This window comes from Citrobacter sp. Cf088, from assembly GCF_030334295.1.
Lineage (GTDB): Bacteria > Pseudomonadota > Gammaproteobacteria > Enterobacterales > Enterobacteriaceae > Citrobacter > Citrobacter freundii.
This window is the reverse complement of record NZ_JAOWEE010000053.1, coordinates 847409-873088: the sequence shown is the minus strand read 5'-3', so window position 1 is coordinate 873088 and position 25680 is coordinate 847409. Positions and strand designations below refer to the sequence as shown.

Annotated in this window: 20 protein-coding genes; 9 read left to right on the top strand and 11 right to left on the bottom strand. The window is 51.0% G+C overall.

Annotated elements, in window-relative coordinates; all coding sequences use genetic code 11:
• Positions 1–125: 125 nt before the first annotated feature.
• The gene (locus OGV71_RS17100; RefSeq protein ID WP_286533702.1) at positions 126–923 is read right to left on the bottom strand and encodes a YdcF family protein; all 798 of its coding nucleotides are present in this window, start codon (positions 921–923) and stop codon (positions 126–128) included.
• 80 nt (positions 924–1003) lie between these two features.
• The gene (gene hrpA / locus OGV71_RS17095; RefSeq protein ID WP_286533700.1) at positions 1004–4906 is read right to left on the bottom strand and encodes an ATP-dependent RNA helicase HrpA; all 3903 of its coding nucleotides are present in this window, start codon (positions 4904–4906) and stop codon (positions 1004–1006) included.
• Positions 4907–5107: 201 nt separating this feature from the next.
• Between hrpA and azoR the strand changes: the two genes are divergently transcribed.
• Complete coding sequence (azoR, locus tag OGV71_RS17090; RefSeq protein WP_003020341.1) at positions 5108–5713, top strand: FMN-dependent NADH-azoreductase; 606 nt, start codon at positions 5108–5110, stop codon at positions 5711–5713.
• 47 nt (positions 5714–5760) lie between these two features.
• Here the strand turns inward: azoR and OGV71_RS17085 are convergent, their stop codons facing one another.
• From OGV71_RS17085 to OGV71_RS17070, 4 genes are all read right to left on the bottom strand, one after another.
• On the bottom strand, positions 5761–5952 hold the full coding sequence (locus OGV71_RS17085) for a hypothetical protein (RefSeq protein WP_003020344.1): 192 nt from the start codon (positions 5950–5952) through the stop codon (positions 5761–5763).
• A gap of 122 nt (positions 5953–6074) precedes the next feature.
• A complete protein-coding gene (locus OGV71_RS17080) occupies positions 6075–6401 on the bottom strand; it encodes a YdbL family probable chaperone protein (RefSeq protein ID WP_003020347.1) in 327 nt (108 codons plus the stop codon).
• A 7-nt stretch (positions 6402–6408) separates the two neighbouring features.
• The gene (locus tag OGV71_RS17075; RefSeq protein ID WP_003020350.1) at positions 6409–6600 is read right to left on the bottom strand and encodes a YnbE family lipoprotein; all 192 of its coding nucleotides are present in this window, start codon (positions 6598–6600) and stop codon (positions 6409–6411) included.
• A complete protein-coding gene (locus tag OGV71_RS17070; protein ID WP_286533698.1) occupies positions 6597–9236 on the bottom strand; it encodes a YdbH family protein in 2640 nt (879 codons plus the stop codon). The genes OGV71_RS17075 and OGV71_RS17070 overlap by 4 nt, the downstream gene beginning before the upstream one ends.
• A 615-nt stretch (positions 9237–9851) precedes the next feature.
• On the opposite strand from OGV71_RS17070, the gene OGV71_RS17065 reads away from it, so the two are divergent.
• On the top strand, positions 9852–10841 hold the full coding sequence (locus tag OGV71_RS17065) for a 2-hydroxyacid dehydrogenase (RefSeq protein ID WP_003020354.1): 990 nt from the start codon (positions 9852–9854) through the stop codon (positions 10839–10841).
• Between the two features lie 112 nt (positions 10842–10953).
• Positions 10954–11373, top strand: a complete 420-nt coding sequence (hslJ, locus tag OGV71_RS17060; RefSeq protein WP_003840829.1) for a heat shock protein HslJ — start codon at positions 10954–10956, stop codon at positions 11371–11373.
• A gap of 13 nt (positions 11374–11386) precedes the next feature.
• Here the strand turns inward: hslJ and OGV71_RS17055 are convergent, their stop codons facing one another.
• Positions 11387–11653, bottom strand: coding sequence for a putative hemolysin (locus OGV71_RS17055; RefSeq protein WP_003020360.1), 267 nt, complete (start codon positions 11651–11653; stop codon positions 11387–11389).
• 274 nt (positions 11654–11927) lie between these two features.
• Here OGV71_RS17055 and nifJ point away from each other — a divergent pair, with 274 nt between their 5' ends.
• The 5 genes from nifJ (at position 11928) to ttcA (ending at position 18952) form a co-directional block, all read left to right on the top strand.
• Entirely contained in the window at positions 11928–15452 is a 3525-nt protein-coding gene (gene nifJ, locus OGV71_RS17050; protein ID WP_286533695.1) for a pyruvate:ferredoxin (flavodoxin) oxidoreductase, read from the top strand.
• A gap of 366 nt (positions 15453–15818) precedes the next feature.
• On the top strand, positions 15819–16943 hold the full coding sequence (gene ompC / locus OGV71_RS17045; protein ID WP_032949379.1) for a porin OmpC: 1125 nt from the start codon (positions 15819–15821) through the stop codon (positions 16941–16943).
• Positions 16944–17089: 146 nt separating this feature from the next.
• On the top strand, positions 17090–17302 hold the full coding sequence (locus OGV71_RS17040; RefSeq protein WP_003020366.1) for a KTSC domain-containing protein: 213 nt from the start codon (positions 17090–17092) through the stop codon (positions 17300–17302).
• A gap of 81 nt (positions 17303–17383) precedes the next feature.
• Positions 17384–17818, top strand: coding sequence for a universal stress protein UspF (gene uspF / locus OGV71_RS17035; RefSeq protein WP_003020369.1), 435 nt, complete (start codon positions 17384–17386; stop codon positions 17816–17818).
• A 198-nt stretch (positions 17819–18016) separates the two neighbouring features.
• Entirely contained in the window at positions 18017–18952 is a 936-nt protein-coding gene (ttcA, locus tag OGV71_RS17030) for a tRNA 2-thiocytidine(32) synthetase TtcA (RefSeq protein WP_003833209.1), read from the top strand.
• Between the two features lie 93 nt (positions 18953–19045).
• Here ttcA and dbpA read toward each other — a convergent pair whose 3' ends face one another.
• From dbpA to OGV71_RS17010, 4 genes are all read right to left on the bottom strand, one after another.
• Entirely contained in the window at positions 19046–20419 is a 1374-nt protein-coding gene (gene dbpA, locus OGV71_RS17025; protein ID WP_003843930.1) for an ATP-dependent RNA helicase DbpA, read from the bottom strand.
• A gap of 28 nt (positions 20420–20447) precedes the next feature.
• A complete protein-coding gene (gene ynaL, locus OGV71_RS17020) occupies positions 20448–20615 on the bottom strand; it encodes a proline-rich small protein YnaL (protein ID WP_085951593.1) in 168 nt (55 codons plus the stop codon).
• 275 nt (positions 20616–20890) lie between these two features.
• Positions 20891–21874, bottom strand: coding sequence for a zinc transporter ZntB (zntB, locus tag OGV71_RS17015; protein ID WP_003020379.1), 984 nt, complete (start codon positions 21872–21874; stop codon positions 20891–20893).
• A 152-nt stretch (positions 21875–22026) separates the two neighbouring features.
• Positions 22027–23136, bottom strand: a complete 1110-nt coding sequence (locus OGV71_RS17010) for a methyl-accepting chemotaxis protein (protein ID WP_286533693.1) — start codon at positions 23134–23136, stop codon at positions 22027–22029.
• 411 nt (positions 23137–23547) lie between these two features.
• Here OGV71_RS17010 and OGV71_RS17005 point away from each other — a divergent pair, with 411 nt between their 5' ends.
• Positions 23548–25662 (top strand): putative bifunctional diguanylate cyclase/phosphodiesterase, encoded by a 2115-nt coding sequence (locus OGV71_RS17005; RefSeq protein WP_286533689.1) that lies wholly within the window; start codon positions 23548–23550, stop codon positions 25660–25662.
• Positions 25663–25680: the final 18 nt, after the last annotated feature.

The window sequence follows — 25680 nt, the reverse complement described above, 5'->3', positions numbered from 1 at the left end:
TACCGCTGGAGTGGCGGTTCTGTGAACTGCTTCATAAAAGCGTCTGGAAAAGTGATGATGAAGAGAAAAAACAGGTGGGCTTTCTGCCCGTTTGCCGTAAAACGCCGACAAACGGGCAGAAGGGATTACAGAGAACGGCTCTCAAGTAAGTCGGTCAGCGCGGTATCATTTTTTAGCTGCTGCCAGGCTTGCTCAACGTCCTGAGGAATATCAACATGGGCGATAAAATCGCGGCCGCAAGGCCCGTAGCCGGTTGCATCATCACGCAGGCGCGGAAGCTCACCGGTAATGAGAGACAGGTAACGATCCACCGACCACAGACCTTCGGTGGTCGGGGCAAAATCCACGCCGTCGCCCTGCTCAGTCAACTCGGGGACAAAACCGGGGAAACTGATCCAGCGTGGAGCCTGCGGATCGTCACGCGTGACGCGTTCAAATGTCGCCATGGTGCGGCGCTGCATAGTAGGGTCCTGCACCACAATGACGGTCTCCATGGTTTGGGCCGCCTGACGCAGTAACGCACAACTGAACCGGGCGTTTTCCCCACTGTTGGTGGACTGATCCTCCACCCAAATTTTCTCACCGGGAATGTGCCAGAACTGGTGCGCGATATCGGCAAGGATCGCCGCTTCCGCGCGACCGGTGGTACGAATCGTGTGGTAGCGTGGATGCTCTGCGATGGCAGCATACAGAAAGGTCGTTGAGTGACCGATACCACCGCTAATCAGTAAGGGAACCTGTTGCTCTTTCGCTACCCGACAGGCTGCATCGATGGTCGGGATCACTGCGTTCCCGGCCAGAATCACGCAATCTGTCTGCACCGTGATATTTTCAGCGAAATCATTTTGCGCCAGCCATTGCCCCACGGTGTTAATCGCCGCAAGGGTGGTGGCGGAAAGTGGCGGAAACTGTCTCATGTTCATGACTCCTGGAGTTTGTTCTTTACCGGATACAGATGCCGGATGGCGGCTACGCCTTATCCAGTCTACGGTCCAGCACTGCGTTAACCCGTAATCTGATCCATTGCCTGCAGGATACGCTTATCCGAAATCGGATACGGCGTGCCAAGCTGCTGGGCAAAGTAGCTGACGCGCAGCTCTTCTATCATCCAGCGGATCTCTTTGACATCGTCATCTTCGCGGCGCGCGGGCGGCAGTTTATTGAACCACTGCTGCCAGGACTGCTGCACGCTGTCCACTTTCAGCATCTGCGCGCGATCGCGGTGCGGATCGATGGCCAGTTTCTCCAGCCGTTTTTCAATCGCCTGCAAATAACGCAACGTATCGCCCAGACGTTTGAAACCGTTGCCGGTAACAAATCCGCGATACACCAGTCCGCCCATTTGCGCTTTGATATCCGCAAGCCCCAGCGCCATGGTCATATCCACGCGCCCTTTCAGACGTTTGTTGATATTAAACACTGCGGTCAGGATCTGTTCGACCTGCTTCGCAATCTCCACCACCGTATCGTTCAGTTCAGCCCGCACTTTTTCATGCAACGCCGCAAAGCCTTCTTCGGTCCACACCGGACCACCGTTGGCGTCAATTAACTGATCCACACCGCAGGAGATACAGTCGTCTATCAAATCCAGAACTTTACCGTACGGGTTAAAGTACAGTCCCAGCTTGGCTTTATTGGGCAGCTTCTCGTGCAAATATTTGATTGGCGAAGGAATATTCAGCAGCAACAGGCGGCGTAAACCGCACCACATCACCTGCTGTTGTTCCAGCGGATTATCAAACAGTTTGATGGCAACGCTGTCACGCTCATCGACCAGCGCCGGCCACGCTTTCACCTTATAGTTACCGCGTTTTTGTTCGTAACTTTCCGGAAGCCGGCCGAAGCTCCAGATGTGCAATCCACTCTGTTCGATACCGTCATCGGCCACCGCAGACAATGTTTCCTGAACTTTGCCCTTCAGCGCATCTTTCAAATCCTGTAGCGAACGCCCTTCCTGCAGCTTCTTGTTCTTATCATCCACCACCCGGAAGGTGATTTTTAGGTGATCGGGCACCTGATCCCAGTGCCAGTCTTCACGGTCAACGGTGACGCCGGTCATGCGGCGCAGTTCACGCTCCAGCGAGTCCAGCAGCGGCAGTTCCAGCGGCGTCACTCGGCCTAAAAACGCTTCCGCATAGTTCGGTGCGGGTACAAAGTTGCGTCGTACCGGTTTTGGTAACGACTTAATCAGGGCGATCACCAGTTCGCGGCGCAGCCCTGGAATTTGCCATTCAAAACCGCTCTCGTCGATCTGGTTGAGCAGCGGGAGTGGAATATGTACGGTCACACCGTCCGCATCGGCTCCGGGTTCGAACTGGTAGCTCAGGCGCAGCTTAAGGTTACCCTGATGCCAGAAGTTCGGATAATCCAGCTTACTGATTTTCTCCGCGCCCTCTTTGATGAGCATGCTCTTTTCAAAGTTGAGCAGATCCGGTGTTTCACGGCTGACCTTTTTCCACCAGCTATCAAAGTGACGAGCAGAAACCACCTCATGGCTGATACGTTGGTCGTAGAACTCAAACATCGTTTCGTCATCGACGAGAATGTCACGGCGGCGTGATTTGTGCTCTAACTCTTCCACCTCCGCTCGTAGTTTCAGGTTATCGCGGAAAAACGCATGGCGCGTTTGCCAGTCACCTTCCACCAGCGCATGACGAATGAACAGTTCACGCGATAACGCAGGATCGATCTGACTGTAATTCACCTTACGGGCCGCAACAATCGGTAAGCCGTAGACAGTGACTTTTTCTGTCGCCATCACAGCACCCTGCGCGCGTTCCCAGTGCGGCTCACTGTATGAACGTTTGATCAGATGCTGGGCTACCGGCTCCACCCATTCAGGATCGATACGCGCGGCAATGCGTCCCCACAAGCGGCTGGTTTCCACCAACTCCGCTACCATCGTCCACTTCGGCGGTTTTTTGAATAAACCTGACCCCGGGAAGATCGAGAAGCGAGCGTTACGCGCCCCGGTAAACTCCTGTTTATCGGTATCTTTCATCCCGATATGAGACAGTAAACCGGTCAGCAACGCGACGTGGATCTCCCGATATTCAGCAGGTTCGCTGTTAACCGGAATACCCAACTCTTTCACCACCTGGCGCAGTTGCGTGTAGATATCCTGCCACTCTCGCACGCGCAGATAGTTCAGAAAGTCGACTTTGCACTGGCGACGAAACTGGTTTGACGACAACGCTTTTTGCTGCTCGCCGAGATAGTTCCACAGGTTCACAAACGCGAGGAAATCAGACTCTTTATCGTGGAAACGGCGGTGCTTCTCGTCGGAAGCCTGCTGCTTGTCCATTGGACGCTCGCGCGGATCTTGAATGGACAATGCCGAGGTAATGATCATCGCCTCACGTACGCAGCCATGTTTTTGCGCTTCCAGCACCATGCGCGCCAGACGCGGATCCACCGGCAGTTGCGACAGTTGACGGCCCAACGGCGTTAACTTGTAAGCGGTTGCCTGTTCGTCGGTGGTTATCGCCCCCAGCTCTTCGAGCAGGCGTACACCGTCCTGAATATTGCGCTTATCCGGCGCTTCAACAAACGGGAACGCCGCGATATCGCCCAGCCCCAACGCGGTCATCTGCAAAATAACGGATGCCAGGTTGGTACGCAGGATCTCCGGGTCGGTAAACTCCGGACGCGACAGGAAATCGTCTTCGGAATACAGACGAATACAGATCCCTTCCGACACACGACCGCAGCGGCCTTTACGCTGGTTGGCAGAAGCCTGCGACACCGGTTCAATCGGCAAGCGCTGAACTTTGGTGCGGTAACTGTAGCGACTGATACGCGCGGTGCCCGGATCAATTACGTATTTGATTCCCGGAACGGTCAGCGACGTTTCTGCCACGTTGGTCGCCAGCACGATACGGCGACCACTGTGCGACTGGAATACACGGTTCTGCTCACTGTTTGAAAGACGCGCATACAGCGGCAACACTTCGGTGTGGCGTAAATCCAGTTTATTCAGGGCATCGGCGGTATCACGGATTTCACGTTCGCCGCTCATGAAGATCAGAATGTCGCCCTGACTTTCACGGCCTAACTCATCTACGGCATCAAAAATCGCCTGCAGTTGGTCACGCTCGGTGTCATCTGCATCTTCAACAATCGGGCGATAGCGCACTTCCACCGGATACGTTCGGCCGGAGACTTCGATAATCGGCGCGTTATTGAAATGCTTTGAAAAGCGTTCAGGATCGATGGTCGCCGAAGTGATGATAATTTTTAGATCCGGGCGACGCGGCAGAAGTTCTTTCAGATAGCCGAGCAGAAAGTCGATATTCAGACTGCGTTCATGCGCTTCATCGATGATGATAGTGTCGTACTGCATTAGCAGCCGATCCTGTTGGATTTCCGCCAGCAGGATACCATCCGTCATCAGCTTGACCATGGTGTTATCACTGACATGATCGCTGAAACGAACTTTATAACCAATACAGCCGCCCGGCTCGGTCTGCAGCTCTTCCGCAATACGGTTCGCCACGGTGCGCGCCGCCAGACGACGCGGCTGGGTATGGCCGATCAGCCCTTTTACCCCGCGCCCCAGTTCCATACAGATTTTGGGTAACTGGGTGGTTTTCCCCGAGCCGGTCTCGCCAGCAACAATCACCACCTGATGATCGCGAATTGCGTCCAGAATATCCTGTTTTTTCTGGCTGACGGGTAGGTTTTCCGGATAGCTGATTTCCGGACGCGCCGCTTCACGCAGCACAACTTTACCGGCTGCCTGCTCAATCTCTTTCGCCATCTCCTGGTAAATGGCCTGTTGTGCATCAGGATTTTTAACCTTCTTCACACCGTGCAGGCGGCGGGCAAAACGCTGTCTGTCACGCAGCATCAATGAATCCAGCTGTTGCTGCAACATGTTGAAGGTTAATTTTTGTTGTTCTGTCATAGCGTTAAAAGGCAGTGCTCTGCCGGGTTAAATCTCTTTTAGATGATGGGTATAGAGTACCACATCGGCGCTTTTCATGTGTTGTTCAATAATTTCGAACATAGGATTCGATATATTGCGCTATCACTGCGACAGGATTGTGAATAAAGTGTCAACAAGCAACGGGGCTCTCCCCCTTCAAACACATAAAAGGAAACACCCATGAGCAAGGTATTAGTTCTTAAATCCAGTATTCTGGCAGGGTACTCTCAGTCTGGTCAGTTGTCTGATTATTTTGTTGAACAGTGGCGTGAAAAGCACTCTGCTGATGAAATCACTGTCCGTGACCTGGCTGCAAACCCTGTACCGGTACTGGATGGCGAACTGGTGGGTGCGATGCGCCCGAGCGATACACCGCTGACGCCGCGTCAGCAGGAAGCGCTGGCGCTGTCCGATGAGCTGATTGCTGAGCTGAAAGCGCATGATGTGATTGTTATCGCCGCGCCGATGTACAACTTCAACATCCCAACGCAGTTGAAAAACTACTTTGACCTGATTGCCCGCGCTGGTGTGACTTTCCGTTATACCGAGAAAGGCCCGGAAGGTCTGGTGACGGGTAAACGCGCTGTGGTGCTGACCAGCCGTGGTGGTATCCATAAAGATACACCAACCGACCTGATCACGCCGTACCTGAACGTATTCCTGGGCTTTATCGGCATCACCGACGTGAATGTCGTCTTTGCTGAAGGTATTGCTTACGGCCCGGAAGTGGCGTCTAAAGCACAATCCGACGCGAAAGCCGCTATCGACAGCGTAGTCGCTGCCTGATAATTTCCCCTCTCACCGTCCGGTGAGAGGGTTTCTCCGGCCGGCACTTACTTCTTTACCTGTACCCGTATCTGTTTGCCGTGAATGCGATTAATATCACGCCAGATGGTTGCATAATCCCTGCATTTCGCCAGATTCTCTTCCCAGCAATGAAGCAAAAATTGTTCAGGCTCCGCGACATCCCGGCTTAACAGTTTGAATACCCAACGATTCCAGACATACCACTTGAGAAGCCACATGATTTCACCCCACAACGCGACCGGTGTTGGACTATATCAGCATCCATTTTATGCCGTGTGGCAACTATTGCGATGTCGATGAGTAAGTCAGCGTCGTGACCAGGGGTTGTGTACAAAGAGATTTATTCTTTCCGCAACCACTTACCATTTATACCCTGGACGTATTCACCCGGTTTAGCGCGAGCAACCAGCTTTTGCCCGGCCATTTTTGCTACTTCATCTGGCGGAATATTATTGCTCTCTGCCAGTTGCTGATAGCTGGCGTTACGCGCTTTATTAATCTCACTCACCAGTGCCTGCGTTTCGGCATCGGTTTGCAATGCAACCAGATAGCCATTGAGCGTTTCTCCTACTCGACCCTGAGTTCTGGCTTCATTCAGGGTCAATGCCCACGCATTGCTACTGAGTAAACTCAGGACGACCAGCGCCACTGCAAACTGTTTTCTCATCATGACCTCAGAACAAATCGCTGCGCGATTTCAATAAGCTTTCGACGTCTTTATCAACTTTGATATGGATCTCATGCTCGATTTTGACGTTCATATTAATAGTGATGGGCTCTTTTGGCGCAGCCACTTCGATTCTGGGAGTGCACCCTACCAGCAGAGATGAAGCCAGCAGACCCAGCATGGCAGCTATCGTTTTCATTGTTGTTCCTCACATTCCTTGCCTTCCGGGCAATGGGTTTCCGGCAGCGCTGCATTTTGTTCAAGCCATGCCTGTAAATTGTCGCCAAAACGCAAGCTGCGCCATAGCGTAAAGACGTTTTCTTCGTGGGTATAATTCAAATTAACTGTACCTACTTTGCCATCCACCCGACTATTGCCAGTCACGGTTGACTGCATGGTTAAGACACCGAGGTTATCCAGATTTATTTTCGTCCACGAATGGCTTATTTCCATATAACGCAGCCAGTTAATGGCCGCCCCCGCCGCCATGTTATCTTTGACGACCGCATCCGCGGTGTCCTTATCAATACGCAACGTCATCGGCCCCGGATTAGTCAACCAGCCGTCTTTGATGATCCATTTTTCGTTATCCAGCCATAATGGCAACGCGCCACTGACCGGGCCAGACATGGCGAACTGTTTGGGGTTAACCGCACTGATAAGCTCGCTGGAAGAGATATTCTGCACTCGCAATAAGGCCGGATCGTGCTGCGGCATCCGCAGTTGCTGCATGATGATTTTACCCCCCAGCAGATCAGCGCTGACATCGCTCAACAGTAACGGGTTGTTTTCACTCCAGGGGTACGCCCCCTGCAGATCGGCGGCGATATTTTTCACCGTCACCTGATTCACCACTTCCGCAATACGCAGTGAAATAGGTCCACGCGTACCCAGTTGCCATGCACCTTCACTAAACCGGAAAGGCAATACAAAATCGACACCGTTGATTTGGTTATCGGGCATCCAGGCGCTACCGCCTTTTAACACTCCATGACCGCCCGCTTCAAAGCCCTGCTCCGGGGCTGCCGAAAACGCGACCTGCGCATACAGCTCACCTTCTCGTAGCTTCATTTTCCAGTCAGGTGGGATCAGAGGTTGGAATACGGTGAGCGATTGTTTTGGCCACCAGGCCTGTCCGCGCAGGCGGATACCGTCCCAACGACCATTCAGCTGTACGGGCCCAATCGCCCCAGCGTGAAGCTGGCCTTTGAACTGGAAGATTGTCGGATCGCTACCATCGACGCTGAACTTCAGCGTCGATGGTGGTAACACGCTTCCCCCGGTGAAGGTGGTGTTCCCTGCGTCCAGCGATAGCGCGCCGCTAAATGTCGGTTTGGTTGCATCCCGCACCCAGACTATCGGTTCGTCCATCACCAGGCGTGGGTTTTCCACCTTCATCGTGCCGTATTGCAGATGATCAAATCCGGTGGAAAGATCAAATAGCTTCAGGGTATTGTCATGCCATTCCCCCTTACCCGCTACGTCCCAACGGGCATGCATCGGCGTAAAGCTGCCTTCACCCCAATATCGCCACTGCCAACGACCAGCATCAGGAAGAAAATCATTTGCCAGGCCATCCAGATGCAGTTCAAAGCCCCCCATCTGGTTTTCATGCGCACGTAAAATAGCCTGCAGACGCCCATCGACACCGCGTTGCGTGACTTTTACCCCTGCCAGCGGCCAGCGAATCTCGTCAATATCCAGCGAATCAATCACCCGCCCACGTGAGCGCAGCAGCGCCCCTGGCTCGAAAGCCAATTGCGGATCGTTCAGACTTCCGGTGAGTCTCGCGGGTAATTTCGCGTAGAAGATCAGATCGCCCTGTTTCGCTTCACCGGTCAACTGTAGCGGCATCTCGCTACTATCCATGCAAAGCTTACCCGGCCCCAGCGTTAATACGGCATTTCCTTTACCGGCGTCGCCATGCGTCAGAACGTTCAGACGCCCACTCACCACCGCGTTTTCCAGTCCTCCCTGCCAGTTTTCAACTTTCATGCCCAGCCGGCCACTTAACGGGAATCCCTGATAAGGCCAGTTCCAGCGTCCGTCGCTGATGGTCAGTTGCTGGCGTGTTATTTCCCACGGAAGGTCAAGCAGCGGATCGGCATTATCCCGCGCCATGACGATCAGTTGTCCGCTGTTTTGTTGCCACTCCAGTTCGGCGTCCACAAGCGTAGGTTCTTGCGGCAAACTTAACGTCGCAACCGCATGACCGCTTACCGGCAGTCCATCGGGCACCAGTGGCATAGTAAATTCACCGACCAGTCTTACCGGCGGCTGGCCTTCAAATGCCGCAACATCCAGCTCAGTTACTGTGAGGTTTTGCCCGTGCAAACGCCCCTGGAATTTAACTTTTTCCCCCTGGTAACGCAGCTGTTGAGTGGAGGGAGTGAGCGAGAGTGACAGTTTTCCCTGCCATTCCTGCCATGGAGAGAGAATAAGTTTGTCGATGTTAATCCAGGTATTAGGCAGCATTGACTGCCATTCAGCCAGCGTTTTGGGCGCTACTGGCGACGGCTCTGTCTGTGGCAATTTGGCCAGGCAAGCTGAGTCCAGCTCGATGGTCCCGACATTCAGCAACCAGCGACTGGGGTGAGACAGATCCGCCTGAGTAATACGCGCTAGCGGACAATCTTCAACCAGATAGCGGAGTTCAGGTATATGTAACCCATGCCGTGTCAGCCGCGGGCTCTCGTCCAGCGCGATGCGTGTTCCAACGGGTAACCAGATACCCACCAACGTAGGCACCCACAGGCCAAGCGTCATCACTAGCGTCAGCGGCACGAGAATCAATAATAAGAGGAGTGCCAGAACGGCTTTATATTTACCCTTCATGGGTAGTTAATATCCTGATTTAGCAAAAATTTAAGCCGGTTTAGGCCCGTATTGTGGCATGTTTAACTGGATATGCCCACATTAAGGATAGATAACCGTTTTATAGGCACGCTGTTACACGTGCCGTCGGGGATATTAAGATTCAGACTCAATGGGGCCTCAGTTGTCCATCGCTATGTTTAGGTCCTATACGACCTGCTTCTATCAGAATTTCTTCAATGAGTTCTTCGAGGCACTCCCTACCATGATGATCGCAGACCAGATGTACCTGCCGGGAAATCTCATCAGGTTTCATACCATCGCATAATGCCGCCTTCAGCATTAAGGTGGCCCATCGTTTTGCTTCAGAGTGAGTTAACATGACTCCTCCCGATATTTGCTACCTGTATAAGCGTAGCTGTCAGGATGTGATTCGGCTGGCTTTTTAACCACGTTGTCTTTACCGGCATGAGCTGGATGAAAATTATCCAGTTGTTGAAAACGCGTAATCTGCCCACACTAACCAGATATACGTTGGAATTATTCATTACGTCCATGACTATCAATAACTTTTTATATTTTGTAAAATAATTTGAATTGGATTAATGTGACGTCAAAATCACTGGAGAAAGTCTTATGAAACTCGCCATCTATAGTACAAAACAGTACGACAAGAAGTATCTGCAGCAGGTTAACGAGGCTTTTGGTTTTGAACTTGAATTCTTTGACTTTCTGCTGACGGAAAAGACAGCGAAAACCGCCCATGGCTGTGAAGCCGTGTGCATTTTCGTTAACGACGATGGTAGCCGCCCTGTTCTGGAAGAGCTGAAAAAGCATGGCGTGAAATATATCGCGCTACGTTGCGCCGGGTTCAACAACGTCGATCTCGACGCTGCAAAAGAGCTGGGTATGCAGGTCGTACGTGTGCCAGCCTATTCACCGGAAGCCGTCGCTGAGCATGCGATTGGCATGATGATGACGCTGAATCGCCGCATTCACCGCGCTTATCAGCGTACCCGTGATGCCAACTTCTCTCTTGAAGGGCTGACCGGCTTTACCATGTATGGCAAAACAGCTGGGGTGATCGGTACTGGTAAAATCGGTATTGCGGCCCTGCGGATCCTGAAAGGTTTTGGTATGCGCCTGCTGGCGTTTGATCCCTACCCAAGCGCTGCTGCGCTGGAGTTAGGTGTTGAATATGTCGATCTTAAAACGCTATTTGCCGAGTCCGATGTCATCTCTCTGCACTGCCCGTTAACACCGGAGAATTATCATCTGCTCAATCACGAAGCCTTTGAGCAAATGAAAAACGGCGTGATGGTTATTAACACCAGTCGTGGGGCGTTGATCGATTCGCAAGCCGCTATCGATGCGCTGAAAAACCAGAAAATTGGTTCTCTGGGTATGGACGTGTATGAAAACGAACGCGATCTGTTCTTTGAAGATAAATCCAATGACGTGATTCAGGATGATGTGTTCCGTCGCCTGTCGGCCTGTCATAACGTGCTGTTTACCGGGCATCAGGCGTTCCTGACCGCCGAAGCGTTAACCAGCATTTCTGAGACTACGCTACAGAATCTGGCACAAATCTCCAAAGGCGAAACCTGTCCAAACGCCCTCTTCTGATTTCCGTGCTCCCCTGGATTCAGGGGAGCATTTTCAGACAATCACCGATGATAAAACACTCAGTATCATTATTATATTGAATGTATTCCCGTCACAAACCCAGAGAAATAGAATGAAGAAAGTTGTCACGTTGATTGCGCTCAGCATGCTGATGGCTGGCTGTGTGAGCAATGGAAAAGTGTCCGTCAATCGCGAACAGTTGCAGCATCACCGCTTCGTTTTGCAGAGCGTCAATGGCAAACCGGTAACCGTCGCCAATAACCCACCTGAATTAAGTTTCGGTGAAAATATGACAGTGTCGGGAAAAATGTGTAATCAGTTCCATGGTCAGGGCAAGCTGTCCGACGGTGAATTAAAAGTGAAAGACATGGCAATGACGCGCATGATGTGCGCCGATCCACAGCTTAACGCGCTCGACGGCATCGTCAGCGAGATGTTTAAGCAAGGCGCACAGGTTGATCTGACTGCTGACCAGTTAACACTGGCTACGGCAGAACAAACGTTGACGTTTAAACTGGCAGATTTAATGTAGTAAAAACAGTGGCTCAATAATTCCCACAGCTTCCGGCGGCAAGCGACTGCTCACTACAGCGTTTGCCGTTAGGTAATGCACACATGCCGATGGCAGAACCATCCAGTTGGCGTGCCACGGAGAGCGAACCTCCAATCATGGCGCAATTTGCCTCTCCAGAACTGGACATTGCGGCCTTCATCCCCGGTGCGACATGAGCGGCGGTTGCCTGCTGAACAGGTTCACTGCTGCACGCCGATAATAATAACGCGGCACACCCTACCCAAAACGCTGCGCGCATCTTACTCCCCTCTGAATATTAACCAAACGACACAGCCATAAATAATAGGCAGCGGAAACATTGCCGTCGAGAGGCAAAATGCGCATTTATGCGTGCTGTTTACATTTTCTGGCAATTTTTTGGCTACTCCTTTGATCAAACCATTCATTCTGATTATTCCCAGGACACAAAAGCGAAAATCTGTCTTTAGCGCTTTTGCTAAAATAGAAAGATAACTACAGGATTCGCCGCGGTTACGCGGGTCCCTCTTTTTGCGCAATGTAAGGGTGTCAGTATGATCACAATTGACGGTAATGGTGCGGTTGCTTCAGTCGCATTTCGTACCAGCGAAGTTATCGCCATCTACCCGATTACGCCCAGTTCGACGATGGCTGAACAGGCAGATGCCTGGGCCGGAAACGGGCTTAAAAACGTCTGGGGAGATACCCCTCGCGTCGTAGAAATGCAGTCAGAAGGCGGCGCAATCGCGACCGTTCACGGTGCATTGCAGACCGGTGCGCTCTCGACGTCGTTTACCTCATCGCAGGGCCTGTTGCTGATGATCCCAACGCTGTACAAACTGGCCGGTCAGTTGACGCCATTTGTGCTGCACGTTGCCGCGCGTACCATTGCTACTCATGCGCTGTCTATCTTCGGCGACCATTCCGACGTAATGGCAGTGCGCCAGACAGGGTGCGCGATGCTGTGTGCCAGCAGCGTGCAGGAAGCACAGGACTTTGCGCTCATTTCACAAATGGCCACTCTGAAAAGTCGTGTTCCGTTTATTCATTTCTTTGATGGTTTCCGCACATCGCATGAAATCAATAAAATTGTGCCGCTGGCCGATGACACGATCCTCAGCCTGATGCCGCAAGCTGAAATTGATGCGCATCGTGCCCGCGCGCTGAACCCTGAACATCCCGTTATTCGCGGGACATCTGCGAACCCGGATACCTACTTCCAGTCGCGTGAAGCGACAAACCCCTGGTACAACGCGGTTTACGAAAACGTCGAACAGGCGATGAACGACTTCGCCGCGGCGACGGGCCGCCAGTATCAACCCTTTGAGTATTACGGTCATCCACAGGCGGAACGTGTCATTATCTTGATGGGTTCTGCAATTGGTACCTGCGAAGAAGTCGTCGAAGAGTTACTTGCTCGTGGAGAGAAAGTTGGCGTCCTGAAAGTTCGGCTGTTCCGCCCATTCTCTGCCAAACATTTACTGCGCGCCCTGCCGGAAACCGTACGCAGCATCGCCGTTCTGGATCGCACTAAAGAGCCGGGTGCCCAGGCAGAACCGCTATATCTGGATGTAATGACCGCGCTGGCGGAAGCCTTTAACTGCGGCGAGCGGGAAACCCTACCGCGCGTAATTGGCGGGCGTTATGGCCTTTCTTCCAAAGAGTTTGGCCCGGACTGCGTCATGGCGGTCTTTACTGAGCTGAGTAGCGCGAAGCCGAAACCTCGCTTTACGGTTGGTATCTATGATGATGTCACCAACCTGTCACTACCGCTACCGGAAAACACCCTGCCCGGTACCGCGAAGCTCGAAGCGCTGTTCTACGGTCTGGGCAGTGACGGCAGCGTGTCGGCCACCAAAAATAATATCAAGATTATCGGTAACTCGACGCCGTGGTATGCGCAGGGTTATTTCGTGTATGACTCGAAAAAAGCAGGCGGTCTGACGGTTTCTCATCTGCGCGTCAGCGAGCAGCCTATTCGATCAGCGTATCTGGTTTCACAAGCCGATTTTGTTGGCTGTCACCAACTGCAATTTATCGATAAGTATCAGATGGCCGAGCGCCTGAAACCAGGCGGGATCTTCCTGCTTAATACGCCTTACAACGTGGATGAAGTCTGGGCGCGTTTGCCGCAGGAAGTTCAGGCAGTACTGAATCAGAAGAAGGCCCGTTTCTACGTGATTAATGCGGCTAAAATCGCTCGCGAATGCGGTCTGGCAGCGCGTATTAACACCGTTATGCAAATGGCATTCTTCCATTTGACGCAAATCTTACCCGGCGACAGCGCGTTGGTTGAATTGCAGGGAGCGATTGCGAAAAGCTATAGCAGTAAAGGTCAGGATCTGGTTGAACGTAACTGGCAGGCGTTGGCTCTGGCGCGTGAATCCGTCGCCGAAGTGGCACTCCAGCCAGTTGACCCGCACAGCGCTAACCGCCCACCGGTGGTTTCTGATGCCGCGCCGGATTTCGTGAAAACCGTTACCGCGGCAATGCTCGCCGGTCTGGGTGATGCTCTTCCCGTATCCGCGCTGCCGCCAGACGGCACCTGGCCAATGGGCACCACGCGTTGGGAAAAACGCAATATCGCCGAAGAGATCCCCATCTGGAAGGAAGAGCTGTGTACCCAGTGTAACCACTGCGTTGCCGCTTGCCCGCACTCGGCAATCCGCGCCAAAGTGGTTTCACCAGAAGCGATGGAAAACGCCCCTGCCAGCCTGCATTCTCTGGATGTGAAATCACGCGATATGCGCGGTCAGAAATATGTCCTGCAGGTTGCGCCTGAGGATTGCACCGGTTGTAATCTGTGCGTCGAAGTGTGTCCGGCGAAAGACAGGCAGAACCCGGAGATCAAGGCCATCAATATGATGTCGCGCCTTGAGCATGTTGAAGAAGAAAAAGTTAACTATGACTTCTTCCTCAATCTGCCGGAAATAGACCGTACTAAACTGGAACGCATTGATATTCGTACCTCGCAGTTGATAACGCCGCTGTTTGAATATTCCGGCGCCTGCTCGGGCTGTGGTGAAACGCCGTATATCAAGCTGCTTACGCAACTGTACGGCGACCGCATGCTGATCGCCAATGCGACCGGCTGTTCATCAATTTATGGCGGTAACCTGCCCTCAACACCGTATACCACCGACGCTAACGGTCGTGGGCCCGCGTGGGCAAACTCACTGTTTGAGGATAACGCCGAGTTCGGGCTGGGCTTCCGTCTGACGGTAGATCAGCACCGTGTGCGCGTTATGCGTTTATTGGAACAGTTTGCCGACAACATTCCGGCTGAACTGAATGACGCCCTGCACGCTGAAGCGACGCCAGAGGTTCGCCGTGAGCAAGTTGCCGCGCTGCGCCAGCACCTGAAAGATGTCGATGGCGCACAGCAGCTGTTAACCGATGCCGACGCGCTGGTCGAGAAATCCATCTGGCTGATTGGCGGCGATGGCTGGGCTTACGATATTGGTTTTGGCGGTCTGGATCACGTCCTGAGTCTGACCGAGAACGTCAATATTCTGGTGCTGGATACTCAATGTTACTCCAACACGGGTGGGCAAGCGTCGAAAGCCACGCCGCTCGGGGCTGTCACCAAATTTGGCGAACACGGCAAGCGCAAGGCGCGTAAAGATCTTGGCGTCAGTATGATGATGTACGGGCATGTTTATGTCGCGCAGATCTCTCTGGGCGCACAGTTGAACCAGACGGTGAAAGCGATTCAGGAAGCGGAAGCCTATCCTGGTCCGTCGCTGATTATCGCCTATAGCCCATGTGAGGAGCACGGTTACGATCTCGCGCTAAGCCACGATCAGATGCGCCAGCTGACGGCGACCGGATTCTGGCCGCTGTACCGCTTTGATCCGCGTCGTGCAGATGAAGGTAAATTGCCGCTGGCGCTGGACTCTCGCCCACCGTCAGACGCGCTGGCCGAAACATTGCTTAACGAGCAGCGCTTCCGCCGCCTGAATGCCCAACAGCCAGAAGTTGCTGAGCAACTGTGGAAAGACGCCGCCGCCGATCTGCAAAAACGCTACGACTTCCTGGCCCAACTGGCAGGTAAAGCAGAAAAGAGCGGTGCCGAGTAATACATTTATCTCAGTATTTGCCTGGAACCAAAAAAAAGCCCGAACAGTTGTTCGGGCTTGTCAATTTATTCGCTGGCTAATTAATAATTACCATCAATATACCAACAAAAAATAAAACGTGACAATAAAGGCATATAACACGCGCAGAATAACCCAACAAAATTCAATTGTATAATTTTTATTTTATATATATTTCAACCAATTCATTCATGATATCTATTACCATTTCCGTAGAATTATTTGTTTAAGGTTTTACTTAAGGCGTAACAATTCATATTTATCTCTTTACGGAACTTCTCCTTTAGCATGCTTTTACTCCCTACATGGGTAGTCACAGGTTAATAAAAAAACTAAAGGATTATTTCAATGAACAGAAAAGTATTGGCTCTCATAATTCCTGCCCTGCTGGCTGCAGGCGCTACTCACGCTGCTGAAGTTTATAATAAAGACGGCAACAAATTAGATCTCTACGGTAAAGTAGACGGCCTGCGTTATTTCTCTGATGATGCCAACAAAGATGGCGATCAGACTTATGTTCGTGGCGGCTTCAAAGGCGAAACTCAGATCAACGATATGCTCACCGGTTACGGTCAGTGGGAATATCAGGTCAATGCCAACACCACTGAAGGCAACCGCAACAATAATTTCACTCGTCTGGCCTTTGCCGGTCTGAAATTCGGCGACTACGGCTCATTCGACTACGGCCGTAACTACGGCGTACTGTACGACGTAGAAGGCTGGACCGATATGCTGCCTGAGTTCGGCGGTGACTCCTACACCTATGCTGATAACTTTATGACCGGCCGTGCTAACGGCGTAGCGACCTACCGTAACACTGACTTCTTCGGTCTGGTGAACGGTCTGAACTTTGCACTGCAGTATCAGGGCGCGAACGAGCAAGCGGGTGATGAGCAGGAAGGTACCGGTAACGGCAGCGATCGTAACGTGCAGAACTCTAACGGCGACGGTTTCGGTATCTCCTCTACCTACGATCTGGGTATGGGCGTAAGCTTCGGTGCGGCTTACTCGACTTCTGACCGTACTAACGATCAGGTTAACGCTGGTAAAGCTGGCGGCAACGTTGCCGGCGGTGATACAGCTGACGCATGGACTACCGGCCTGAAATACGATGCAAACAACATCTACCTGGCAACCATGTACTCCGAAACCCGTAACATGACTCCGTACGGCGACAGCGGCGTGGCGAACAAAACTCAGAACTTCGAAGTCACTGCACAGTACCAGTTCGACTTCGGTCTGCGTCCGGCTGTGTCTTTCCTGATGTCTAAAGGTAAAGACCTGAACGCTACCGACGGTGACAAAGACCTGGTTAAATATGCTGATATCGGCGCTACCTACTACTTCAACAAAAACATGTCCACCTATGTTGATTACAAAATCAACCTGCTGGACGAAGACGACAGCTTCTACACTCGTAACAACATCTCTACTGATGACGTAGTTGCATTAGGTCTGGTTTACCAGTTCTAATCCGTCAGCCCGCTGGCAACAGCGGGCTATCCTTTCTTTGATAACCAATCTGTTTTATCCAGATCGAAATATTATATCTATTGTATTAAAACACGCCTTTGATAGATGATATCTTGCATTAAGACCTGTAGTAGAGGATACCTGCAATGAATCATCATCCTGTAAAATCATCCCGTATTGCATCCGTCGGCTATGACGAATCCTCTCACACGCTGGAAATTCGCTTTCACCAATTGGCTACCCTGCAATATCAGCCTGTCCCTGCCCGTATTTTTCGTGATTTCCTGAGCGTGGTCTCGAAAGGTCGATTTTACGACGGCGTAATAAAAGGCAAGTTTCCTGAAATCAAAATAAAGTGATGCCAAAATGTGATCTTTGTCATTGTACATAAAGTGCCATTACGCGGTAAGCTTTAGGTGGATACTTAAACAGGAGGTTTTATGAACAGAACGATTCTTGTACCCATCGATATTTCAGACTCAGAATTAACTCAACGCGTTATTGCCCATGTTGAAGCAGAGGCCAAAATTGACGATGCGCAGGTCCATTTTCTGACCGTAATTCCGTCACTGCCCTATTACGCTTCTCTGGGACTGGCCTACTCGGCAGAGTTACCGGCCATGGACGATCTGAAAGCCGAAGCAAAATCTCAACTGGAAGAGATTATCAAGAAGTTCAATATCCCAACGGACAGAGTGCACATTCATGTCGCAGAAGGTGCGCCGAAAGATAAGATTCTGGAGATCGCCAAAAAATTACCGGCTGATATGGTCATTATTGCCTCACACCGACCTGACATCACCACCTACCTGCTGGGCTCTAACGCCGCAGCAGTAGTGCGTCATGCGGAGTGTTCGGTACTGGTAGTCCGCTAAGCTTTCAGGCCCGCACATCGCTGCGGGCTTTTTGTTTCTACCACTTATACCCCACGATTCCTGTCCTAAATGTGCTGACATTTTTCCCGCTTATCCGTACCATACACGCCACAGTTTTTATATCAGACTTCTTTTGCCGGACTATCCGGCGTGATGCATACTCTTCTGATGCCACACTATGAATTGAGCCTCTATTAAATGTCGCAAAATCAAGATATTAGCAAGAAAGAACAATACAACCTGAACAAATTGCAAAAACGTCTGCGTCGTAACGTGGGCGAAGCCATTGCCGACTTCAATATGATCGAAGACGGCGATCGCATTATGGTGTGTCTTTCCGGCGGGAAAGACAGCTATACCATGCTGGAGATCCTGCGTAATTTGCAGCAAAGCGCCCCGATCAGTTTTTCCTTGGTTGCGGTTAACCTCGATCAAAAACAACCCGGCTTCCCAGAGCACATTCTGCCGGAGTATCTGGAACAGCTGGGCGTTGAGTACAAGATTGTCGAAGAAAACACTTACGGGATCGTCAAAGACAAAATCCCTGAAGGCAAAACGACCTGCTCGCTCTGCTCTCGCCTGCGTCGCGGCATTCTGTACCGTACGGCAACCGAGTTAGGTGCCACCAAGATTGCGCTCGGCCACCATCGCGACGACATCCTGCAAACGCTGTTTTTAAACATGTTCTACGGCGGAAAAATGAAAGGTATGCCGCCGAAGCTGATGAGTGATGACGGTAAGCACATCGTGATCCGCCCGCTGGCTTACTGCCGTGAGAAAGATATCGAGCGCTTCTCCGAAGCGAAAGGTTTCCCGATTATTCCGTGCAACCTGTGCGGCTCACAGCCTAACCTGCAGCGTCAGGTCATTGCTGACATGCTGCGTGACTGGGACAAACGCTATCCAGGTCGGATTGAAACCATGTTCAGTGCGATGCAGAACGTTGTGCCTTCACATCTGAGCGATATCAATCTGTTCGATTTTAAAGGCATTAAGCACGGTTCAGAGGTTGTGGACGGCGGTGATTTAGCGTTCGATCGTGAAGAGATCCCGCTGCAGCCTGCGGGTTGGCAGCCAGAAGAAGATGATGCTCAACTGGATGAGTTACGCCTGAACGTGGTGGAAGTGAAGTAAGTCGATTATGTAAACGCCCTATCAGGCCTACAACGAGCATATGCCCGTTGTAGGCCTGATAAGCGGAGCGCCATCAGGCACTCCAATGGGTATTTATTTCAATAAACGAACTCGACAAGTCTTGCCTTTAATCTTACCGTTTTGCAATTGTTTCCACGCCTTGTGCGCTATGTTCTGGCGAACGGCGACATAGACGTGTGCCGGATGAACGGCAATTTTGCCGATATCGGCGCCATCCAGGCCAATATCACCGGTCAGAGCCCCCAGAACATCACCAGGACGCATTTTAGCCTTTTTGCCACCATCAATGCATAATGTCGCCATCTCTGCTTCCAGCGGCAGGATTGACACGTTAGCTGGCGCTGGCAGCCAGTTCAGCTTCAATTGCAGCATTTCAGAAAGAATATTGGCACGCTGTGCTTCTTCCGGCGCACAGAAACTAATCGCCAGACCGCTGTTACCGGCTCGCGCGGTACGTCCGATACGATGGACATGAACCTCCGGATCCCACGCCAGTTCGAAGTTAACTACCAGTTCGAGTGATTTAATATCCAGGCCACGTGCGGCCACATCGGTGGCAACCAGAACGCGTGCGCTGCCGTTGGCAAAACGCACCAGCGTCTGGTCGCGATCGCGCTGTTCAAGATCGCCATGCAGTGAAAGTGCGCTTTGCCCCGCCGCATTCAATGCGTCACACACGGCCTGACAGTCTTTTTTGGTGTTGCAAAAAACGACGCATGAAGCAGGCTGATGCTGGCTGAGCAATTTTTGCAGCAGCGGAATTTTTCCGTGGCTGGAGGTTTCGAAAAACTGCTGTTCAATCGCCGGTAACGCATCGACCGTATCAATTTCAATGGTTAATGGATTTTGTTGCACCCGGCCACTGATGGCGGCAATGGCTTCCGGCCAGGTCGCAGAAAACAGCAAGGTCTGGCGAGATGCTGGTGCAAAGCGAATGACATCATCAATTGCATCGCTAAAGCCCATATCCAGCATGCGGTCGGCTTCATCCATAACCAGCGTATTCAGGGCTTCCAGAGAAACGGTGCCTTTTTGCAGGTGGTCGAGTAAACGCCCCGGCGTGGCGACAATAATATGAGGTGCATGCTGCAGAGAGTCACGCTGTGCACCAAAGGGCTGCCCACCGCACAGCGTTAAGATCTTGGTGTTTGGCAGAAAGCGCGCTAAACGACGCAGTTCACCCGCCACCTGGTCGGCAAGCTCTCGGGTTGGGCACAGCACCAGAGACTGCGTCTGAAACAGCGCGGCATCAATATGCTGTAATAGCCCAAGACCAAAAGCAGCCGTTTTGCCACTGCCGGTTTTAGCCTGCACGCGAACATCTTTACCCGCCAGGATTGCCGGTAATGCAGCAGCCTGAACAGGCGTCATTTCAAGATAACCCAGCTCGTTAAGGTTCTCGAGTTGAGCAGCAGGTAAAACATTCAGGGTTGAAAAAGCGGTCACAATTTAATCTCGCGGTAAAAACTCACATTCAGCAGGCGCGTATCCTCGCAGATCTACGCCCACGATGCGACAATTTAATAGGTTCTTCATCCGGCGGCGGATCCGGCATTGGCTGCGGACGAGGAATGGGATCGGGAATGGGAACCGGGTCAGTCGGGAGCGAATCCGTGTGCGCAGTTGCAATCAGACAGGTCATATACTCCTCCAGTCATTCAGGTTGACTCTTTTAGGGTAGACGCTGATTTCCTGCAGGCAAAAAAAAGCCGACTAATCTAAGTCGGCGTCGTACGAATCAATTGTGCTATGCAGTAATTCAAAAAAGGAAGTAAGACAATATGGAGCGCAACGCCCATCGCTTGACGTTGCATTCACCTGCGAGAGAGATATTGCCCCGAATAGGTAGATGGTTTATTGACCTCGCTCAAAATTCAGGACGTTTTCATGCGCAAAAGTCACTAAAAAACGTTGTTGTTACAACCATTTACTACGATGCAACCATAAAGTAACACCACCAATCAGGACCACTAACAGAATACAAAAAAGTGAGAAACCGAACTGCCAACCACCGCCAGGGATACCGCCGAGGTTAACGCCGAAAAGCCCGGTTAAGAATGTGCTGGGAAGAAAAACCATTGCCATCAATGACATTGTATACGTTCGGCGAGCCAGAGACTCCTGCATCACCTGCGCAATTTCATCCGCCATGATACCGGTCCTGGCAATACAGGCATCGATTTCATCCAGTCCTCTCCCCAATCTGTCAGCGATATCCTGCATCCGTCGCCGATGGTCGTCAGTCATCCAGGACAACCGTTCGCTCGCCAGGCGGGCATAGACATCACGCTGTGGCGCCATATAACGGCGCATCACAATTAACTGCTTACGCAGTAATGCCAGGAAGCCACGCGGCGGGATCTGCTGATCGAGCAGGTTATCTTCCAGATCGATAATTTTGTCGTGCAACTGTTCGATAAATTCGCTGGCATGATCGGTCAGCGCATCACAAACATCCACCAGCCAACCGCCACAATCAGCTGGCCCTGTACCTTCCTGGAGGTCGCTGACCACGTCATCCAGTGCCAGCACTTTGCGCTGACGCGTTGAGACAATCAGACGCTCATCCATATATAAACGCATCGCTACCAGTTGGTCAGGCCGCTCGTCGGTGCTACCGTTGATACAGCGCAGCGTAATTAACGTACCTTCTCCTACCCTGCTGACACGCGGGCGTGTGCTTTCACCCGCCAGCGCATCACGCACGTTATTGGGGAGTAAGGGCGTTGTCGCCAGCCATTGCGCACTTTCAGGATGAGTATAATTAAGATGCAGCCAGCAGGGATGCTGAGTGTCGATAACATCGTTATCTTCCAGTGGTTTCACCCCACCACGCCCATCCAACAGCCAGGCAAACACGGCATCCGGCACATTAACATCCGTTCCCTTAATGGCTTCCACAGCGCCTCCACAAACATTCAGCTTTTTTCGTTAGTCTAGCCGTCAGAATATGTTAAGCAATATCTCATTGTCCCATTGTGCTGAAATGACTCATAAAAGTATCTGATAACAAAAAGCGCCGACAAATGTGGCGCTTGTTGTGAGGTACCCTGTTAAGCCCGCTGGCGTCTCTCAGATTCAAAAGCGTGACTTAAACGAAACTTGTGCGTTCGTGACTGGAGGTCAGTCACTTGATTTTTCAGAATATCCGAAGAGTCAGACAGCTCATCCACCATAATGGCGTTACTCTGGGTAACGTTTTCCAGTTCCGCGAGCGCATGAGTAATACTGATGATCCCTTTCTCCTGCTCCTGCGTAGTGGTTAATATCTCGCCCATCAGTTGGTTTAATTGCCCGGCGCCACCAACAATATCCTGCATATTTTTTTCAGCTTCACGCACAATAGCCGCGCCTTGCTGAACGTTTTCATGAGTTTGGGCAATCAGATGTTTAATATTCTTAGCGGCATCTGCGCTACGGTGCGCTAGCATTCGTACCTCTCCGGCCACCACGGAAAAACCTTTGCCATGTTCTCCCGCTCTCGCCGCTTCTACGGCGGCATTCAATGCCAGAATATTTGTCTGGAATGCTATACCATCTATCAGGGTAATAATTTCTGTCATCTGCTGGGCGCACTCGGTGATCGACTGCATATTGGTTGCGACCTGCACCATTAAATCACCGCCCTGCCGGGCAGATAGTGTTGCAATATTGGCCTTAGCACTCGCCATTTGCGTATTCTCTGCATTGTTACGCGTGCTGACCGCTATTTCATCCATGTTGGCAGCCGTTTGCATTAATGCTCCGGATTGCTGCTCTGTTTTTACTGATAACTCAGCGCTGCGTTCCGCGAGCTGCTCAGAGAGCGCCATCGCCGTTTGCGAAGATGTTCTGATCTCATTAACGAGTGTTGAAATATTACTTGATAAACTATTAATGCCCGGTATTAATCTCCCCGCACAGTTATTGCCAAACTCTGGAATACTAATCGCCAGATTCCCGGAGGTTACCTCCTCAATGCTTCTTTTAACCGTATTAATTGGCACAACCAAATATTTCGTCATGTACCACCACAAACATAATATAGAAGTAAAACTGACCAAATTAGTTCCAATGATAATTACCAGGGGAGCAGAAAATATCATTTCAAAAAAATTCAGAGCGACCGCCGTAATGAGCAGAAAAAAAATAATAAAGGTTCTGACGCTAATATCATTTAACATTTTAGTCCTGTGCGCTAAGAAATAACGTGGATATTATTTTTTATAGCATCTGCAATGCAGATTTCCATAACGCGGAGACGAAAGACGAACTTTCAATGAGAGTCTGCAATCCTTTCACTTAAGACAGGCAATCACACTATTAATTTACATTAACCAGGTGTTTTATCCTGCAAAGGATGATGCTGACGCTTGTCGCTAGATTATTGTGATGGCAAGCACGCTGTGTGCATAAAATGCACAGAATTATAAATCTGATGAATATTTGTATAAGTAAAGGTCTATCATTTTCGATGTTTGCCCCTTCCCTCTAATAGTCATTGTAAAAACACAAGAACATCCCAGGTTTTATCAGGTTAACTGGACAAAACCTGCTAAATTTATCATCACGTCTTTTTTTTGATAGGTAGTAAGATGTTGCACGTGTCGTGGGACCCTGTATTGATTGGGATTTCCTTTATTGTCGCGTTTATTGCCTCCTTTATTGCTCTCGACAGCGCGGGCAAAGTGGCAATTTCCAGCAGACGTGAATCTACCTTCTGGCGACTCTCTGGCGGTGCTACGCTGGGTATGGGGATCTGGTCGATGCATTTTATCGGTATGCTGGCCATGAAAATGAGTATGCCAATAAATTACCATTTATCCCTCACCGCGTTTTCGTTCTTTATTGCGCTCATTTCTGCGACAGTCGCCATCAATATCGCCATTTCTGGTAATACGCTATCAACAAAACGCCTGCTCATTGCTACCAGCATATTAAGTGCCGGTGTTGTTACAATGCACTACGTTGGTATGTATGCCGTTATCGAACATGTGGCTATAACCTGGGATCGCTCGCTGATCCTGCTCTCCGTGATTATTGCCGTCGCTGCGTCTGGCGTGGGTTTGTGGCTGGCCTTTCACTTACGCCAAAATAGCCGTCGAGCGCTAATAAATCGGCTTATTGCTGCCTTTATTATGGCGCTGGCAATAGCATCTATGCATTACACCGGTATGGGAGCCGCTACGTTCACCCATTTTGGACACACTGCGCACGATGGTCTCAGCACGCTGGAACTTTCTATCTGGGTCTGCGCCGTCACGCTTGTTATTTTGGGGATCATGCTGGTGGTTTCGATGGTGGATTCGCAACTCCGTACCTCCCGACTGGCTGACAATCTGCATCAGTTGAACTGCCAGCTTGAGCATCAGGTTCACTTCGACGCGCTGACCGGTCTCGCTAATCGTACGCAAATAGACACCTGCTTACTGGCCTGCCTGCGGCATTCTAAACTGCATCAGCAGCATTTCGCGTTGGTATTTATCGACCTCGATCGTTTTAAAGTCGTTAACGATACCTGGGGACATCACATTGGCGATCAGCTACTGATAGCCAGTACACAGCGAATCTTCACTTGCCTTGATGACTCAATGACGCTGGCAAGACTGGGGGGCGATGAATTTATCCTACTGGTTCCAGACTGCAACCAGCAGGATATCTCCGCCCTGCTGACGCGGATTGCCGATGTGATCGGTGAACCCTTTACCTTGTTCGAACATACCATTCGGGTTTCGTTAAGTGCGGGGAGCAGTATTTACCCTGAGCATGGCTCAACGCTGCATGAGCTAAAAGTGAAGGCCGATATGGCGATGTATCATGTCAAACAGGCGGGCAGAAACGGCTGGGCTATTTATCATCCGGAAATGGAAGCTATCGCGGATACACCGCCGACATTTTTACAAGAATTGTCGCAAGCGCTTGAACGCAACCAGTTTGAGCTATGGTATCAGCCTAAATATACCGCTGGAGATCATTCCCTGACCGGTTTTGAAGCATTATTACGCTGGCATCATCCGGAACGCGGCATGCTGCTGCCAGCCGAATTTCTTTCTGCGTTGGAAGATACGGGCCTGATTATTCCCGTTGGGAAATGGGTTATCCAGCAGGCATGCCTGCAGTTGCATCAATGGAAATTACAGGGAAATACAGAATGGACGCTCGCCGTTAACCTCTCACCCGCCCAGTTTGAACAGCATGATATTATTGATGTTGTTTGTAATGCCCTGGCGCAGTATCAACTGTCACCTGCCTGCCTCACGCTGGAACTCACTGAAAGCACCGCCCTTAAAAATTTGAAACGCAGTGTGGAAGTCCTGAATGCTTTTTCTGCTTTGGGGATCACCGTATCTATTGATGATTTCGGTACAGGTTATTCAAATATATTGATGCTGAAGTCTCTTCCGGCGCGCGAATTAAAAATTGACAGGATATTTGTCAAAGATATCAGCGAGAACAGCAAAAACACAAAAATTGTGTCTACCATTATTGACATAGCTCACTCCATGAATATGCGTGTGGTGGCAGAAGGAATAGAAACCCAGGAACAGGAAATACTCCTTACTCAGATGGGGTGTAGCATGCTGCAAGGTTTCTTGTTTGCAAAACCGCTGCCAGCACATAAGATTCATGAATTGATACAACAAGAAAACAGCATCAAGCAAAAGCCAATTGTACCCCCCTTGTCTCACCGACAATCAATAACATTGTGAGACGTAATATCTAAAAAT

Excerpts from the sequence above, each read along its gene's own strand:
- ompC (WP_032949379.1), top strand. The coding sequence starts at position 15,819 with ATGAACAGAAAAGTATTGGCTCTCATAATTCCTGCCCTGCTGGCTGCA.
- ynaL (WP_085951593.1), bottom strand. The coding sequence starts at position 20,615 with ATGACCTGTCTGATTGCAACTGCGCACACGGATTCGCTCCCGACTGAC.
- uspF (WP_003020369.1), top strand. The coding sequence starts at position 17,384 with ATGAACAGAACGATTCTTGTACCCATCGATATTTCAGACTCAGAATTA.
- OGV71_RS17005 (WP_286533689.1), top strand. The coding sequence starts at position 23,548 with ATGTTGCACGTGTCGTGGGACCCTGTATTGATTGGGATTTCCTTTATT.
- OGV71_RS17010 (WP_286533693.1), bottom strand. The coding sequence starts at position 23,136 with ATGTTAAATGATATTAGCGTCAGAACCTTTATTATTTTTTTTCTGCTC.
- OGV71_RS17065 (WP_003020354.1), top strand. The coding sequence starts at position 9,852 with ATGAAACTCGCCATCTATAGTACAAAACAGTACGACAAGAAGTATCTG.
- OGV71_RS17070 (WP_286533698.1), bottom strand. The coding sequence starts at position 9,236 with ATGAAGGGTAAATATAAAGCCGTTCTGGCACTCCTCTTATTATTGATT.
- azoR (WP_003020341.1), top strand. The coding sequence starts at position 5,108 with ATGAGCAAGGTATTAGTTCTTAAATCCAGTATTCTGGCAGGGTACTCT.
- hslJ (WP_003840829.1), top strand. The coding sequence starts at position 10,954 with ATGAAGAAAGTTGTCACGTTGATTGCGCTCAGCATGCTGATGGCTGGC.
- nifJ (WP_286533695.1), top strand. The coding sequence starts at position 11,928 with ATGATCACAATTGACGGTAATGGTGCGGTTGCTTCAGTCGCATTTCGT.
- OGV71_RS17075 (WP_003020350.1), bottom strand. The coding sequence starts at position 6,600 with ATGAAAACGATAGCTGCCATGCTGGGTCTGCTGGCTTCATCTCTGCTG.
- OGV71_RS17040 (WP_003020366.1), top strand. The coding sequence starts at position 17,090 with ATGAATCATCATCCTGTAAAATCATCCCGTATTGCATCCGTCGGCTAT.
- OGV71_RS17080 (WP_003020347.1), bottom strand. The coding sequence starts at position 6,401 with ATGAGAAAACAGTTTGCAGTGGCGCTGGTCGTCCTGAGTTTACTCAGT.
- OGV71_RS17055 (WP_003020360.1), bottom strand. The coding sequence starts at position 11,653 with ATGCGCGCAGCGTTTTGGGTAGGGTGTGCCGCGTTATTATTATCGGCG.
- OGV71_RS17100 (WP_286533702.1), bottom strand. The coding sequence starts at position 923 with ATGAACATGAGACAGTTTCCGCCACTTTCCGCCACCACCCTTGCGGCG.
- ttcA (WP_003833209.1), top strand. The coding sequence starts at position 18,017 with ATGTCGCAAAATCAAGATATTAGCAAGAAAGAACAATACAACCTGAAC.
- hrpA (WP_286533700.1), bottom strand. The coding sequence starts at position 4,906 with ATGACAGAACAACAAAAATTAACCTTCAACATGTTGCAGCAACAGCTG.
- OGV71_RS17085 (WP_003020344.1), bottom strand. The coding sequence starts at position 5,952 with ATGTGGCTTCTCAAGTGGTATGTCTGGAATCGTTGGGTATTCAAACTG.